18 protein-coding genes are annotated in these 13,955 nt (G+C 70.4%); 7 read left to right on the top strand and 11 right to left on the bottom strand.

All coding sequences use genetic code 11. The annotated features are described in order from the left end of the window. Nucleotides 1–58: 58 nt before the first annotated feature. From AB0I94_RS29880 to AB0I94_RS29870, 3 genes are all read right to left on the bottom strand, one after another. A complete protein-coding gene (locus AB0I94_RS29880; protein WP_363312806.1) occupies nt 59–1,024 on the bottom strand; it encodes a folate-binding protein in 966 nt (321 codons plus the stop codon). 34 nt (nt 1,025–1,058) lie between these two features. Further along, on the bottom strand, nt 1,059–1,529 hold the full coding sequence (locus AB0I94_RS29875; RefSeq protein WP_363312805.1) for a transcriptional repressor: 471 nt from the start codon (nt 1,527–1,529) through the stop codon (nt 1,059–1,061). Between the two features lie 73 nt (nt 1,530–1,602). Further along, on the bottom strand, nt 1,603–2,175 hold the full coding sequence (locus tag AB0I94_RS29870; RefSeq protein WP_363213162.1) for an FABP family protein: 573 nt from the start codon (nt 2,173–2,175) through the stop codon (nt 1,603–1,605). Nucleotides 2,176–2,458: 283 nt separating this feature from the next. Between AB0I94_RS29870 and AB0I94_RS29865 the strand changes: the two genes are divergently transcribed. Next, on the top strand, nt 2,459–2,821 hold the full coding sequence (locus tag AB0I94_RS29865) for a DsrE family protein (RefSeq protein ID WP_363312804.1): 363 nt from the start codon (nt 2,459–2,461) through the stop codon (nt 2,819–2,821). 31 nt (nt 2,822–2,852) lie between these two features. Here AB0I94_RS29865 and AB0I94_RS29860 read toward each other — a convergent pair whose 3' ends face one another. From AB0I94_RS29860 to AB0I94_RS29825, 8 genes are all read right to left on the bottom strand, one after another. Continuing rightward, on the bottom strand, nt 2,853–3,116 hold the full coding sequence (locus tag AB0I94_RS29860) for a DUF3099 domain-containing protein (RefSeq protein WP_363312803.1): 264 nt from the start codon (nt 3,114–3,116) through the stop codon (nt 2,853–2,855). A 98-nt stretch (nt 3,117–3,214) separates the two neighbouring features. Continuing rightward, complete coding sequence (locus AB0I94_RS29855; protein WP_160505842.1) at nt 3,215–3,502, bottom strand: DUF1416 domain-containing protein; 288 nt, start codon at nt 3,500–3,502, stop codon at nt 3,215–3,217. 43 nt (nt 3,503–3,545) lie between these two features. Beyond that, the gene (locus tag AB0I94_RS29850; RefSeq protein WP_363312802.1) at nt 3,546–4,391 is read right to left on the bottom strand and encodes a sulfurtransferase; all 846 of its coding nucleotides are present in this window, start codon (nt 4,389–4,391) and stop codon (nt 3,546–3,548) included. A 164-nt stretch (nt 4,392–4,555) separates the two neighbouring features. Then, a complete protein-coding gene (locus tag AB0I94_RS29845; RefSeq protein ID WP_351007875.1) occupies nt 4,556–4,636 on the bottom strand; it encodes a putative leader peptide in 81 nt (26 codons plus the stop codon). 222 nt (nt 4,637–4,858) lie between these two features. Further along, nucleotides 4,859–5,608, bottom strand: a complete 750-nt coding sequence (locus AB0I94_RS29840) for a DUF2993 domain-containing protein (protein WP_363312801.1) — start codon at nt 5,606–5,608, stop codon at nt 4,859–4,861. A 140-nt stretch (nt 5,609–5,748) separates the two neighbouring features. Further along, a complete protein-coding gene (locus AB0I94_RS29835) occupies nt 5,749–6,966 on the bottom strand; it encodes a hypothetical protein (RefSeq protein ID WP_363312800.1) in 1,218 nt (405 codons plus the stop codon). Nucleotides 6,967–6,974: 8 nt separating this feature from the next. Then, nucleotides 6,975–7,229: a MoaD/ThiS family protein gene (locus tag AB0I94_RS29830; protein WP_160505846.1), complete on the bottom strand. Its 255-nt coding sequence runs from the start codon at nt 7,227–7,229 to the stop codon at nt 6,975–6,977. Further along, nucleotides 7,223–8,104, bottom strand: coding sequence for an alpha/beta fold hydrolase (locus AB0I94_RS29825; RefSeq protein ID WP_363312799.1), 882 nt, complete (start codon nt 8,102–8,104; stop codon nt 7,223–7,225). Before AB0I94_RS29825 ends, AB0I94_RS29830 begins: the two co-directional genes overlap by 7 nt. Nucleotides 8,105–8,376: 272 nt before the next feature. On the opposite strand from AB0I94_RS29825, the gene AB0I94_RS29820 reads away from it, so the two are divergent. From AB0I94_RS29820 to AB0I94_RS29795, 6 genes are all read left to right on the top strand, one after another. Next, a complete protein-coding gene (locus tag AB0I94_RS29820; protein ID WP_363312798.1) occupies nt 8,377–9,189 on the top strand; it encodes a response regulator transcription factor in 813 nt (270 codons plus the stop codon). Between the two features lie 23 nt (nt 9,190–9,212). After that, nucleotides 9,213–10,235, top strand: coding sequence for a LacI family DNA-binding transcriptional regulator (locus tag AB0I94_RS29815; RefSeq protein ID WP_363312797.1), 1,023 nt, complete (start codon nt 9,213–9,215; stop codon nt 10,233–10,235). A gap of 240 nt (nt 10,236–10,475) precedes the next feature. Further along, nucleotides 10,476–11,498 carry a trypsin-like peptidase domain-containing protein gene (locus AB0I94_RS29810; protein ID WP_363312796.1) on the top strand — a complete coding sequence of 341 codons (1,023 nt, stop codon included), beginning with the start codon at nt 10,476–10,478 and terminating at the stop codon, nt 11,496–11,498. Nucleotides 11,499–11,535: 37 nt separating this feature from the next. Further along, nucleotides 11,536–11,757, top strand: coding sequence for a hypothetical protein (locus tag AB0I94_RS29805; protein WP_363312795.1), 222 nt, complete (start codon nt 11,536–11,538; stop codon nt 11,755–11,757). 45 nt (nt 11,758–11,802) lie between these two features. Then, nucleotides 11,803–12,543 (top strand): response regulator transcription factor, encoded by a 741-nt coding sequence (locus AB0I94_RS29800; RefSeq protein ID WP_363312794.1) that lies wholly within the window; start codon nt 11,803–11,805, stop codon nt 12,541–12,543. Continuing rightward, on the top strand, nt 12,540–13,955 hold the full coding sequence (locus AB0I94_RS29795; RefSeq protein ID WP_363312793.1) for a HAMP domain-containing sensor histidine kinase: 1,416 nt from the start codon (nt 12,540–12,542) through the stop codon (nt 13,953–13,955). Before AB0I94_RS29800 ends, AB0I94_RS29795 begins: the two co-directional genes overlap by 4 nt.

Raw genomic sequence — 13,955 nt, 5'->3', positions numbered from 1 at the left:
TGAACCGCCGCTTCCCGGCGGATTTTCACCCGCCCAGCCACCCGATTACCCCAGAGCTCTACGGCTCCACCACGACCTCCTGGGAAGCCGCCACCGCCCCCGCGAGCAGCCCCGCGTCCAGCGGCACGTTCCGCTTCACCAGGGCCAGCGCGATCGGGCCCAGCTCGTGGTGGCGTACCGCCGTCGTGATGAAGCCCAGCTTCCGGCCCTCCTCGCCCTCCGAAGCAAGCCGCAGCTCCGTGCCTGCCACCGGCAGGTGGACCTCGCTGCCGTCCAGGTGCAGGAAGACCAGGCGGCGCGGGGGCTTGCCCAGGTTCTGCACGCGGGCGACCGTCTCCTGGCCGCGGTAGCAGCCCTTCTGCAGATGCACCGCCGTGCCGATCCAGCCCAGCTCGTGCGGGATCGTGCGGTGGTCCGTCTCGAAGCCGAGCCGCGGCCGGTGCGTCTCCACACGCAGCGCCTCGTAGGCGAGGATGCCGACCGCGGGGCCGTTCTCCGCGGCGTACGACTCCAGGGACGCACGCGGCAGGAAAAGATCTCGGCCGTGCGCCGTCTCACGTACGGCGACGCCTTCCGGGACCGCGGCGATCGAACCGGCCGGCAGATGAACGACCGCGAACTCGTCCGTACGGTCGGCGACTTCCACCCGGTTGAAGAACTTCATGCTCTCCAGGTACGCGACAAGCGCGTCCTGCGTGCCGGGCTCGACGTGCGCCCAGACGGTCTCGCCGTCGTCGACGAGATAGAGGGCGTGCTCGATGTGGCCGTTCGCGGAGAGGATCAGCGCCTCGGTGGCCTGGCCGACGGGCAGCTCGGCCACGTGCTGCGTGAGCAGCAGGTGCAGCCAGCTCAGCCGGTCGGGGCCGGAGACGGTGACGACGCCGCGGTGCGAGAGGTCGACGAAACCGTTGCCGTCGGCGAGGGCGCGCTGCTCAGGGAACAGATCGCCGTAGTGGGCGGCGACGCCTTCGTCCACGCCCTCGGCGGGGACGGCGCCGGGCAGGGACAGGAGGGGGCTCTTCATGTTCACCCACACTACGACCCGGTGGCGGGCGCTCTTATTCCTTGTCGGAGCGCTCGGGTTCCTTGTCGGAGCGCTGGGGCTCCGTTCCGGAGCAGTTCTCGCAGCGCCCGAAGATCGCGAAGTGCTTCAGATCCGTGTCGAACCCGAAGGTCTCCCGCAGTTTCGCGGTGAACTCCGCGGCCACCGAGACGTCCGCCTCGATGACGTTCGTGCAGTCCCGGCACACCAGGTGCAGGTGGTGATGGCGGTCCGCGAGGTGATACGTCGGCGCGCCGTGCCCCAGATGCGCGTGGCTGACCAGAGCCAGCTCCTCCAGGAGCTCCAGGGTGCGGTAGACCGTGGAAATGTTGACCCCCGACGCCGTCTTCCGCACTTCGGAGAGGATGTCGTCGGGGGTCGCGTGCTCAAGGGTGTCGACGGCTTCGAGGACCAGCTGGCGCTGCGGCGTCAGACGGTAGCCGCGCTGTCGCAGGTCGCTCTTCCAGTCGGAATCGGTGCTCGCCACACCGGCCAGTCTAGGCCCACCGGGGAAGCGGCCCCGGGAAGAGCCCGGGACCTGCTGGAAGAAGGCCCGGGACCTACTTGAAGAAGGCGATGCCGTCGTCCGGCAGATCGCCCAGGCCCCTGGCCATCTCGGCGACGTCCTCGGGCGTGACGACCTTCTTCAGCTGCGCCGACATGTACGGACGCAGCGGCACCTCGGGGGTCTGCTTCTCGCCGACCCACATCAGGTCGCCCTTCACATACCCGTACAGACGCTTGCCGCCGGTGTACGGGCCGGAGGCCGCCGTGCGGGCGACCGCGTCCGTGACCAGGTCGATCTGCGGCTTCTGGTCGGCGAGCTCGCCGTACCAGACCTCGACGACGCCGTCGTCACGGACCATCACGGTCTCGACCTTGCGGTCCTTGTCGATGCGCCAGAAGCCCGACTCGGACTCCAGCGGCTTGACCTTGTTGCCCTCGGCGTCGAGCACCCACGTGTGCGAGTGGTACTCGATGAAGTCCCGCCCGTCATGGGAGAAGGACACTTCCTGGCCGAAATTCGCCTTCTCGGCGCCGGGGAAGTCGGTGACGCCCGCGCCGGCCCAGTTGCCGAGGAGCCAAACGAGGGGCACGAGGTCGGGGTGCAGGTCGGACGGAATCTCGATCATGGGAAGCTCAGACGATCTCTAGGTGGCGTACGGGGCGTACGGGGCTCAGCGCTGACCCTGGTACAGCTTCTTCACGGTCAGGCCGGCGAACGCGAGAACGCCGATGCAGACCAGAACCAGCAGGGCGGAGAAGAAGGCCTCAAGCACGGGGTGCTCCTCGGTGAACTATGGGGTGAGCTGGGGGGCAGGTATCAGAGCCGATCCCACTGTAGTCGTGCGGACCCCGCCGTTCGCTGCGAGGTGGCCTTACGGGTGACCGCGCCCATGGCCATACGATGCGGCCATGGCGAAGAAGCTCGTGATCAAGGTGACCGCCGGGGCCGACGCTCCCGAGCGCTGCTCGCAGGCCTTCACGGTGGCGGCCGTGGCCGTGGCCAGCGGGGTGGAGGTCTCGCTCTGGCTGACCGGTGAGTCGTCGTGGTTCGCGCTGCCGGGGCGCGCGGCGGAGTTCGAACTGCCGCACGCGGCACCGCTGCCCGGTCTGATCGACTCGATCGTGGCCGCGGGACAGATCACGCTCTGCACGCAGTGCGCGGCGCGGCGGGAGATCACCGAGAAGGACGTCATCAAGGGGGTGCGGATCGCGGGCGCGCAGGTGTTCGTGCAGGAGGCCCTGGCAGACGGCACGCAGGCGCTCGTGTACTGACGGGGCAGGTCGCCGCCGGCGTGTCCGGCCGCTACTGACGGGGCCGCCGCTTGCCGTCCAGCTCGTCCCACCACTCGTCGGACTTCGAGTCACCGGAGGGGTCGTCCCACCAGCGGTCGTCCGGACCGCGCCGGTTGGCGACCATGGCGGCGACCGGCGGGATCACCATCGCCACGACGCACATCCCGACCGCGACGGGGACGGACCAGAGCCGCACCACGCCCCACGCCAGGACGAAGAGCGCGATGCACGTCCCCATCATGGCGAAGTAGGCGTGCCGCCTTCGCGCGTACATACGTCCAGCGTAAGCCGGAGGACCGCACCCCGATCCAGTGGCGTCCAACCCCCTGGGGTGCGGCCCTCCGGCCGTTCAGCGATCGCTGATCGCTGTCGTCAGACCGCGATCGCGACCTCCGCCAAGCCGCCCGTCTGGGCCACGACGGTGCGGTCGGCCGTGCCGCCCGGGATGAGGGCGCGCAGGGTCCACGTGCCCTCGGCCGCGTAGAAGCGGAACTGGCCGGTGGCCGAGGTCGGGACCTCGGCGGTGAACTCGCCGGTCGAGTCGAGCAGGCGTACGTAGCCGCTGACGGGCTCACCGTCGCGGGTCACCTGGCCCTGGATGGTGGTCTCGCCGGGCTTGATCGTCGAGGCGTCAGGGCCGCCGGCCTTCGCTCCACACATATGCGTTCGTCCTAACTGGTCACTGCCGAGGGGGCGGGGAGGATTACTTGTTGGCGCCGAGCTCGATCGGCACGCCGACGAGGGAGCCGTACTCGGTCCACGAGCCGTCGTAGTTCTTGACGTTGGTCTGGCCGAGCAGCTCGTGCAGGACGAACCAGGTCAGGGCGGAGCGCTCACCGATGCGGCAGTAGGCGATCGTGTCCTTCTCCAGGTCCACCTGCTCGTCCTCGTAGAGGGCCTTGAGCTCGTCGTCCGACTTGAAGGTGCCGTCGTCGTTGGCGTTCTTCGACCACGGGATGTTGCGCGCGGACGGGACGTGGCCCGGACGCTGCGACTGCTCCTGCGGGAGGTGGGCCGGGGCGAGCAGCTTGCCGCTGAACTCGTCGGGCGAGCGCACGTCGACCAGGTTCTGCGAGCCGATCGCGGAGACGACGTCGTCGCGGAAGGCGCGGATCGAGGTGTCCTGGGGCTTGGCCTTGTACGAGGTGGCCGGACGGCTGGGAACCTCGGAGCCGTCGACCAGGTCGCGGGAGTCGAGCTCCCACTTCTTGCGGCCGCCGTCGAGGAGCTTCACGTCCTGGTGGCCGTAGAGCTTGAAGTACCAGAAGGCGTAGGACGCGAACCAGTTGTTGTTGCCGCCGTAGAGGACGACGGTCGTGTCGTTCGCGATGCCCTTGGCCGAGAGGAGCTTCTCGAAGCCCTCCTGGTCGATGAAGTCGCGGCGGACCGGGTCCTGGAGGTCGTCGGTCCAGTCGATGCGGATCGCGTTCTTGATGTGGTTCTTGTCGTACGCGGAGGTGTCTTCGTCGACCTCGACGATGGCAACCTTCGGGTCGTCGATGTGGGCCTCGACCCAGTCAGCGTCTACCAGGACGTCGCTGCGGCTCATACTTCTTCTCCTCCGGGGCAGTTGCGGCGGGGCTGCGGTGCTGCGGTGCTGTGCGAGGGGATGCCCACGTACGACTGTGACTGCGCGGTGGCGCTGCGTACGCGGCACGGGGTGGCCCTGACGGTGTCAACGGGCCGGGGGGATACGGGAGTCGGAGCTCCCGCTCAGAAGGTGCGACAGAGCATGGCGGCGACGCGGCACAGGTCTACTGCCCGCCGCTTCGTGAGGTCCGCCTGTCGCTGCATGCGTCCGATCGTAAGGACGCAAGGGTGGCCGTGTCACCGGCATGTCGGATGATGAGACGGGATCATCCGCATGGTGGGATTCGGTGAACGGAAAAGCCGTCCGCGCGGGGACGGAGGGCTGCCTGCGCCTCTGTCACATCCACCGCGCGGACGGCTTCGTCTCGTACTGCGGAACGGCCGCTCCACGCGGCCGTTCGCCGTTCAGGGCTCCGGATCAGGGCCTCAGCCCGCGAGCCTCACGTTCGCACCCTCGACCGAGATGTCCACGCCGTCCTGCGCCGGCTCCACCCCATCGATCTTGATGCCGCCCGGCAGGCCGCTGACCTTCTCCTCGAAGTCGGTCACATCACGGACCATGCCCTCGGGGAGGGGGATCGAGACGCCCATGACCTCGAACTTCTTCGGGATCTCGTCGGCGTTCACCTTGATCGTGTCGCCCTCGACCCGCACCGAGCTCAGCACGTGCACCGGCTTGGGCAGCTTCGCGCCGCCCTTGCTCACCTCGACCTCGACCTTGATCTTGTCGCCGCCGCCGTCCGAGAGCCCGACCACCTTGCCGGTGGCGCCGAGCGGCAGCTCGACCGGCTCGCCCTGCGCCTGCTTGAGCAGCTCGTCGTACGAGATCCGGGCGGTGCCGGTGGCCTTGTCGGCGGTGGCCGAGCTGTAGTCGCCGGAGAACTCGACGCCCTGCATCCGGGCGGTCAGATCGGCGATGCGGATCTTGTCGGAGCCGGAGGCCGCGTCGTAGTTCTCGATGCCGATCTCGACGTCGTCGAGCGTGCCGCCCGCGACCTGGGTCAGGAAGGGAAAGCCCTTGATGGAGACGTCGGGCGTCTCGCTGAGCCCTTCACTGGTACGCAGCTTCTCCGCCACCTCGTCCTCGGCGAAGCCCACCGCGAGGCGGTCGGCGCCCACGAAGAGACCCCCCAGGATCACGAGGACGATCAGAAGTATTCGTACGGAGCGCTTCATGTCCGGTGTTCCCCCACCTTGTACCCCCGCTTGGCTGTCGTTGCCGCGAGCCTAAAGGACAGGTCCCCGGCCGGAGTGCCCGGCCGGGGACCTGTCGATCAGCTGTGACGATCGGCCTGCGCCGCCGTTCAGCCTGTGTGTCAGCCGATGGCACGGCCGAGCACATAGACGGCGGGAGCCGCGGCGGCGAGCGGCAGGGCCACACCCGCCGTCATGTGTACGAAGCGGGACGGGTAGTCGTAGCTGGCGACCCGGTGGCCGATCAGCGCGCAGACACCGGCCCCGAGGCCGAGCAGCGCGCCCTTGCCGCCGAAGTCCGTCGCGCCCCCGACGGCGATACCGGCGCCGGCCGCCGCGAGCAGCGCGACGACGACGGAAGCGGGCGTCGGCAGGGGCAGCGCGCGGGCGATCACGGCGACCGCGACGGCGATGCCGCCCACCGTCACGGCGTCGTCCGACGCCGCGAGGTGCCCGGTCGCGGTGATCGCGAGCGCGGCGGAGGCGACGGTCGCCATCAGGCCGGACATCCGCTCGTCGGCGGAGGCGCGGCTGCGCAGCTGGAGGACGAGAACGAGCAGGACCCAGACGCCCAGGGTGCCCAGGATCGCGGCGGGCGCGTTCGCCTTGCCGGTGACGAGCAGCGCGATGTCGGCGACAAGACCGCCCAGGAAGGCGAGCGCGATGCCCTGCCGGGCGGGCCACATCCCGTTGAGCCGGAACCACCCGGCGGCGGTGACGGCCTGCAGCAGGACGAGGGGTACGAGGAGTGCGTACTGCCCGATGGCGGCCGTACCGGCGAGCAGCAGCCCGAGCACGGCGGTCAGCGCGGCGGGCTGGATCCCCGGCTCTATGACCGGCGACCGCCCTTCGGCCCGGGCGCGCTGGGCGTCGGTGACACGGGGGTTGCCGGTGGTGGTGGAGGGGCCGTAGGTGGCGGGGTCTGCTGTGGGCTCGGGCCCCGCGTCTTCCGCGACGGGCAGGCGTGTCGCCGGGTGGGTGTGGCCACCGAAGCTGCCGGGTTCCGGGTGACCGGGCGACGGCTGCGGCTGCGGCTGCGGCTGCGGTGACGGCTGCGGCTGCGGCTGCCCGTAAGCCTGCGGAGGCAGATAGGCCGTCTCCGTCACGCCCACCGCGGGTGAGGGCTGGATCTGGGTGTCCCAGGTCTGCCCTTCCCACTGCTGGGTGTAAGCGTCCTGGGAGTACGGCTGCTGCGGGTAGGCCGACTGCTGCGGGTACTGATACTGCTGCTCAGGCGGGTAAGGCTGCTGCACCTGCTCAGGGGGATACTCCTGCCGGTACGGGTCGTAGTCCCCGTACGGCTGCTGCTCCCCGTACCCCTCATACCGCTGATCGCTCATATCGCTGCTCACCCTCCTGCGAACGGCGGGAGCACCTCGACCGTGCCGCCCTCGGCCAGCCGTACCGTCTCATGCCCACGGGTACCCACGGGGTCGCCGTCGATGAGGAACGAGCATCGCCGCAGTACACGGACCAGCTCACCGGGGTGTCGCTCGCGCGCCGCGTCCAACGCCTCGGCCAGCGTCGTCGCGGCGTACGGCTCTTCCGCGACACCTGCGGCTGCTTTGGCCGCGGCCCAGTAACGAATGGTGCCGTTCACCATGGCAGCTCCTCTCCTTCGGCGGTTGCCGACCCTTCGGCGGTTGCCGACGTCCATGATGCCGTGGCCCACTCGGCGATCCGACCGTGCAGCGCGTCGTCCGCCGCGTTCTCCGCGTGGCCCATGCCCTTCTCCAGCCAGAGCTCCGCTCCGCCCCGGGCGGCGGCGGCCAGCATCCGGGGGTGGTCCACGGGGAAGTACGGGTCACGGTCGCCGTGCACGATGAGCAGCGGCGTGGGCGCGATCAGCGGGACCGATTCCACCGGCGACAGCGGGACGGGGTCCCACTCGTGCGGGTGGATTCGCGTGCGCAGGCCCACCCGGCCCACCACGCGTCCCACGGGCCGCGTCACCACCCAGTGCAGCCGCCGCATCGGCGCGGTCCCCCGGTAGAACCAACGGGCCGGAGCACTCACCGCGACCACCGCGTCAACCCGCGCTTCCGTGCGCCCCCCGTGCATCGCACCTGCCATCGCCGCGTGCCGGAGCACCACGGAACCGCCCATCGAGAAGCCCACGGTCACCACCCGTGCATGGCCGATGGACCGCGCCCACTCCACCGCGGCCGCCAGATCGAGCACCTCGCGGTCGCCGACCGTGGAGAGCCCGCCGGACGCACCGTGGCCCCGGAAGGAGAACGTGATCACGGCCGCGGCCTCGGCGAAGACGCCCGCCGCCCGCCGCACGTGCGGCCGGTCCCGGTCTCCGGTGAAGCCGTGCGCGATCACGATCGCGAGGTCCGTGTCCGGGGCGGGACCGGGCTCGTACAGAGCGTCGATGGCGACGCCGTCCCGTGTACGGAGCGTTGCGCTCCGCTGAACGCGAGTGATCGGCCGCACAGAAGATCGTGCGACTTGACCTGCCGGACCGGAACTCATGTGGGCTATTCTCCTTGGCAGAGGATCCGGGCAGCGAAGCCCCCGGGTCCTTTCGTGCTTTCAGACGCGTTGTACACGACAGCGCGTTCAGGCCCAGGGCGCGGGCCCCGGAATCACGGCAGTACCAGTACGAAGTAGTGCCGTAAACGTCCTCGCAGGGACCGAGGAGGAACCGACGTTATGGGCGAGCGAAACGTGCACAACCGTAGGACGGAGCCAGGCCGGGGGTCCCCCCTGGTCGAGCGAAGCCGAGAGCTTGGGGGCGGGCGGCGATGAGTTCTCTGCTGCTCCTCACCAATGCCCTTCAGCCGTCGACGGAGGTGCTTCCCGCCCTCGGCCTGCTGCTGCACAACGTGCGGGTGGCCCCCGCCGAAGGCCCGGCCCTCGTCGACACCCCTGGTGCCGACGTCATCCTGATCGACGGCAGGCGTGACCTGCCGCAGGTCCGCAGCCTCTGCCAGCTCCTCCGCTCCACGGGACCCGGCTGTCCGCTGGTCCTCGTCGTCACGGAGGGCGGCCTCGCGGCCGTCACCGCCGACTGGGGCATCGACGACGTACTCCTGGACACCGCGGGACCGGCCGAGGTCGAGGCGCGGCTGCGGCTCGCGATGGGCCGCCAGTCGATCACCGCCGACGACTCCCCCATGGAGATCCGCAACGGCGATCTCTCCGTGGACGAGGCGACGTACAGCGCGAAGCTGAAGGGCCGGGTCCTCGACCTGACCTTCAAGGAGTTCGAGCTGCTCAAGTACCTCGCGCAGCACCCCGGGCGGGTCTTCACGCGGGCCCAGCTGCTCCAGGAGGTCTGGGGCTACGACTACTTCGGCGGGACGCGCACGGTCGACGTACACGTACGGCGGCTTCGCGCGAAGCTCGGTGTCGAGCACGAGTCGCTCATCGGCACCGTCCGCAATGTCGGCTACCGCTTCGTCACTCCGGAGAAGGTCGAACGGGCCACCGACGAAGCCAAGGCGAAGGCCGCGACGCCGCCGGCCGAGGGTGAGCACCGGGAGATCCCGAAGCGGGACGAGGCACCGGCCGCGTCCGAGCCGAAGGAAGCTGCCGTACGACCTGCCCAGCGGTAGTTCCATCCGCGTAGACTCCGCGCGTGGCCAAGGTGACTCGGGATGACGTGGCGCGACTTGCGGGTACTTCCACCGCCGTCGTCAGCTATGTCATCAACAACGGACCTAGGCCGGTTGCCCCGGCCACGCGCGAGCGTGTACTCGCCGCGATCAAAGAGCTGGGGTACCGGCCCGACCGGGTCGCCCAGGCCATGGCGTCGCGGCGGACCGACCTCATAGGCATGATCGTGCCGGACGCGCGGCAGCCGTTCTTCGGGGAGATGACGCACGCCGTGGAGCAGGCGGCCTCCGAGCGCGGAAAAATGGTGCTCGTCGGCAACACGGACTATGTCGCCGAACGCGAGACCCACTATCTGCGGGCGTTCCTCGGCATGCGGGTCTCCGGGCTCATCCTCGTCAGCCACGCCCTGACAGACTCGGCTGCCGCCGAGATCGACGCGTGGGACGCGCGGGTCGTGCTCCTTCACGAGCGGCCCGAGGGGATCGACGACGTGGCCGTCGTCACGGACGACCTGGGCGGCGCGCAGCTCGCCACCCGGCATCTCCTCGAACACGGCCATGAGTACGTCGCGTGCGTCGGCGGCACCGCCGAGACCCCGACCGTCGGCGACCCCGTCTCCGACCACGTCGAGGGCTGGCGGCGGGCGATGGGGGAGGCCGGGCGCTCGGTGGAGGGGCGGCTCTTCGAGGCCCCGTACAACCGGTACGACGCGTATCAGATGGCGCTGGAGCTCCTGGCCCGGCCGGACCGGCCGACGGCCATCTTCTGCTCCACCGATGACCAGGCGATCGGCATCCTGCGGGCCGCGCGGGAGCTTCGGATCGACGTTCCGGAACAGTTGGCGGTTGCCGGCTTCGACGACGTCAAGGAGGCGGGGCTCACGGATCCGCCGCTGACGACGGTGGCTTCGGACCGCCCCGCGATGGCGCGGGCCGCGGTGGACCTCGTCCTGGACGACGGGCTTCGGGTCGCCGGTTCGCGCCGGGAGCGGCTGAAGCTGTTCCCGTCCCGGCTCGTGGTCCGGCAGTCCTGCGGCTGCCACTAGCGCGCTCTTGGCGCTGCCGCCGGGACATGACACGTGCTCCGGCGGTCCCTCCTGGACGAACACCCTCTCCCGCCCAGCTACCCGATTAACCCGCAGGGGGCGGGCTTGCTGCGGCCACGCCCGCGCCCGGAGGCATGAGTCCCTGGAACGCGGCGGCTTTATAAGGGGCATACACGGTTCTACCGGTGTTCTCAGGGCGTACTCAGCCGCCTCTCATGAACGCCCCGCAGCCTGGATTCCATGACCGACACCTTCCGCCACAGCGGCGAGTACCCCCAGCAGCAGCAGTCGTCAGCGCCTGTTCATCAGGGCGGTACGCAGGGCGGCGCGTACCCGCCCCCGCCCGCTTTCGCACCGGAGGAGCCGCAGCCGCCGAAGCCCCCGCGGCGGCGAGCCAGGGGCCCTCTGGCCCTGCTCGCCGCGGTCGCCATCGCGGCGGCAGCCGTCGGCGGCGGCACCGCCTACGCCTTCCAGGAGCTGACCGGCAAGGACACCACGTCGAGCAGCGCCACCAACACGACCGTCGTGCCCACCAGCAAGAAGGGCACCGTCTCCGGCGTCGCCGAGGCGGTCAGCCCCAGCATCGTGGAGATCAGCGCCAAGTCCAGCTCGGGAGAGGCCACCGGCTCCGGCGTGATCATCACGGAGGGCGGCGAGATCATCACCAACAACCACGTGATCTCCGGCGCTTCGTCGGTCAAGGTGACGACGGACGACGGGAAGACGTACGACGCCGAGGTCGTCGGCACCGACAGCAAGAAGGACCTGGCGCTCATCAAGGCCGAGGGCGCCTCCGGGCTGAAGCCCGCGAGCCTCGGCGACTCCGACAACGTCAAGATCGGCGACGACGTCGTGGCGATCGGCTCCCCCGAGGGCCTGACCGGCACCGTCACCAGCGGCATCATCTCCGCCCTCGACCGGGACGTCACCGTGTCGACGGACGAGGACCAGGGACAGCAGCAGGGCGGTGGCGGCTGGCCGTTCGAGTACGGCGGCGAGCAGTTCAACGGCGACACCGGCTCGTCGAAGACCACGTACAAGGCCCTGCAGACCGACGCCTCGCTCAACCCGGGGAACTCCGGCGGCGCCCTCATCGACATGAACGGCAACATCATCGGCATCAACTCCGCGATGTACTCGCCCAGTTCCTCGTCCCAGAGCGGCGCCCAGTCGGGCTCGGGCAGTGTCGGACTCGGTTTCGCCATCCCGGTCAACACGGTCAAGGCCGACCTCGACACCCTGCGGTCCGGCTCGACCGACTGACCCCGTCCACTCGCTTCGCCGGCCCCTGGAGGCCCTCATGCCCGGTCCAGCCATCACCGTCAACCGCGCCCGGCACGCCCTCGCCGTCACCATCGGCTGGGGCCGCCCGGACACCGACCCGGCCGGGCTCGGCCTCCCCCTCGCCGTGGCCGGGGAACTGCACGGCGCCACCGCCGCCCGCGCCCCCGAGGTGGCCACGGCCAGGACACCGTCCCGGCCCGCCGCACGGCGCACGTCCCGCGCGCGCGTGCGAGGCTGATACCGGCCCCGTCCACCACTCCGTACCCGAGGAAGTACCAAGCCGATGAGCCCCGCCGAAGGCGACCGCGAACAGTTGCGCATCCTGATCGTCGACGACGAGCCCGCCGTGCGGGAGGCGCTGCAGCGCAGTCTCGCCTTCGAGGGGTACGGCACGGAGGTCGCCGTCGACGGCGCCGACGCGCTGGAGAAGGCGGCGGCCTACCGCCCCGACCTCGTCGTCCTCGACATCCAGATGCCCCGCATGGACGGCCTCACCGCCGCGCGCCGCCTGCGCGCGACCGGCTCCCTCACGCCCATCCTGATGCTCACCGCGCGCGACACGGTCGGCGATCGCGTCACGGGGCTCGACGCGGGCGCCGACGACTACCTGGTCAAGCCGTTCGAGCTCGACGAGCTCTTCGCCCGCATCCGGGCGCTCCTGCGCCGCAGTTCGTACGCCGCGGGCGCGGGGCAGGCCGAGGAGGGCGACACGCTCGCCTTCGCGGATTTGCGGATGGACCTCGCGACGCGTGAGGTGACGCGCGGGGCGCGCACGGTGGAGCTGACCCGCACGGAGTTCACCTTGCTGGAGATGTTCCTCGCGCATCCGCGTCAGGTGCTCACGCGGGAGCAGATCCTGAAGGCGGTCTGGGGCTTCGACTTCGAGCCGTCCTCCAACTCCCTGGACGTGTACGTCATGTACCTGCGCCGCAAGACGGAGGCGGGAGGCGAGCCTCGCCTCGTGCATACGGTGCGGGGTGTGGGGTATGTGCTGCGGCCGGGTTCCGGCGGGGGGGCCGAGTGAGGGGGCTGATCCGCCGCTTCCGTGCGCTGCCGCTCCGTTCACGCCTCGCCATGCTGGTGGCCACGGCGGTGGCGCTGGCGGTCGCGGCGGCCGCGGTCGTGTGCTGGTTCGTGGTGCGAACCGCGCTGATCAGCTCGCTGGACGAGGCGCTGAGTTCCAACCGCGTGCCGGATCAGCTCGTACTCAGCCTGATCGACGGGTCCGGGCAGTGTCGTCACGCATCGGTCATCAGCAACCAGGAGAACGACCCGAACCCGTTCAAGTCGACGGTCCAGGTCGTCGACCGCAAGGGCAACAGCTGCGTCATCTCCGGCAAGCAGTCCATCGAGGTCTCCCCCGCGGACGTCGATGTCGCCGACCGCGAGTCCACCCAGGCCATCCACACCGCCACGGCGTCGAACGGTGCCAAGTACCGCGTCCTCACCTACCCCCTGGACGGGCAGCCCCTCGCGGTCTCCGTGGCCCGGCCCCTCAGCGAGGTCGACGACACCCTGGGCAACCTCGTCCTCGTCCTCGTCCTCGTCGCCGGCATCGGCGTCATCGGCGCAGGCGCAGCCGGACTCTGGGTGGCCCGTACCGGGCTCCGTCCGGTCGACGAACTGACCGCGGCCGTCGAGCACGTCGCCCGCACCGAGGACCTCGACCTCCGCATCCCCGTCGACGGCGACGACGAGATCGCCCGGCTCTCGCGCTCCTTCAACTCCATGACCGCATCGCTCGCCTCGTCCCGCGACCTCCAGCAGCAGCTCATCGCCGACGCCGGTCACGAGCTGCGCACCCCCCTCACCTCGCTCCGTACGAACATCGAGCTGCTCGCCCGCAGCGAGGACACCGGCCGGGCCATCCCGCCCGACGACCGCAAGGCGCTGCTCGCCTCGGTGACGGCGCAGATGACCGAACTGGCCTCGCTGATCGGGGACTTGCAGGAGTTGTCGCGCACGGACGCCGGGCAGAGCGGAAAGGTGCAGGTCATCGCCTTGCACGAGGTCGTGGATTCCGCCCTGGAGCGGGCTCGCCTGCGCGGGCCGGAGCTGACGTTCGCCGCGGACCTGGCCCCCTGGTACGTACGCGCGGAGCCCGCGGCCCTGGAGCGGGCCATCGTGAACATCCTGGACAACGCGGTGAAGTTCGGGCCCCCGGGCTCCGCCGTCGAGGTGGCCCTGAAGGACGGCGCGCTGACCGTCCGCGATCACGGCCCCGGCATCCCCGCCGACGAACTCCCGCACGTCTTCGACCGGTTCTGGCGTTCCCCGTCGGCCCGCGGTCTTCCTGGATCGGGCCTCGGCCTGTCCATCGTGGCCCGCACCGTGCACCAGTCGGGCGGCCAGGTCGCGCTCCAGCACGCGGAGGGCGGCGGCACGGTGGCGACGGTCCGCCTGCCCGGCGCGCCGACGCCGCCCCCCGCCACCTGA

Source organism: Streptomyces sp. NPDC050147, assembly GCF_040660195.1.
GTDB lineage: Bacteria > Actinomycetota > Actinomycetes > Streptomycetales > Streptomycetaceae > Streptomyces.
The sequence above is the reverse complement of the archived record's forward strand: the minus strand, read 5'-3'. Positions and strand labels throughout refer to the sequence as shown.

Bases quoted from the DNA above. Each gene is read 5' to 3' on its own strand.
- AB0I94_RS29880 (WP_363312806.1), bottom strand. From the start codon at position 1,024: ATGAAGAGCCCCCTCCTGTCCCTGCCCGGCGCCGTCCCCGCCGAGGGC.
- AB0I94_RS29870 (WP_363213162.1), bottom strand. From the start codon at position 2,175: ATGATCGAGATTCCGTCCGACCTGCACCCCGACCTCGTGCCCCTCGTT.
- AB0I94_RS29865 (WP_363312804.1), top strand. From the start codon at position 2,459: ATGGCGAAGAAGCTCGTGATCAAGGTGACCGCCGGGGCCGACGCTCCC.
- AB0I94_RS29860 (WP_363312803.1), bottom strand. From the start codon at position 3,116: ATGTACGCGCGAAGGCGGCACGCCTACTTCGCCATGATGGGGACGTGC.
- AB0I94_RS29855 (WP_160505842.1), bottom strand. From the start codon at position 3,502: ATGTGTGGAGCGAAGGCCGGCGGCCCTGACGCCTCGACGATCAAGCCC.
- AB0I94_RS29850 (WP_363312802.1), bottom strand. From the start codon at position 4,391: ATGAGCCGCAGCGACGTCCTGGTAGACGCTGACTGGGTCGAGGCCCAC.
- AB0I94_RS29845 (WP_351007875.1), bottom strand. From the start codon at position 4,636: ATGCAGCGACAGGCGGACCTCACGAAGCGGCGGGCAGTAGACCTGTGC.
- AB0I94_RS29840 (WP_363312801.1), bottom strand. From the start codon at position 5,608: ATGAAGCGCTCCGTACGAATACTTCTGATCGTCCTCGTGATCCTGGGG.
- AB0I94_RS29835 (WP_363312800.1), bottom strand. From the start codon at position 6,966: ATGAGCGATCAGCGGTATGAGGGGTACGGGGAGCAGCAGCCGTACGGG.
- AB0I94_RS29830 (WP_160505846.1), bottom strand. From the start codon at position 7,229: ATGGTGAACGGCACCATTCGTTACTGGGCCGCGGCCAAAGCAGCCGCA.
- AB0I94_RS29825 (WP_363312799.1), bottom strand. From the start codon at position 8,104: ATGAGTTCCGGTCCGGCAGGTCAAGTCGCACGATCTTCTGTGCGGCCG.
- AB0I94_RS29820 (WP_363312798.1), top strand. From the start codon at position 8,377: ATGAGTTCTCTGCTGCTCCTCACCAATGCCCTTCAGCCGTCGACGGAG.
- AB0I94_RS29810 (WP_363312796.1), top strand. From the start codon at position 10,476: ATGACCGACACCTTCCGCCACAGCGGCGAGTACCCCCAGCAGCAGCAG.
- AB0I94_RS29805 (WP_363312795.1), top strand. From the start codon at position 11,536: ATGCCCGGTCCAGCCATCACCGTCAACCGCGCCCGGCACGCCCTCGCC.
- AB0I94_RS29800 (WP_363312794.1), top strand. From the start codon at position 11,803: ATGAGCCCCGCCGAAGGCGACCGCGAACAGTTGCGCATCCTGATCGTC.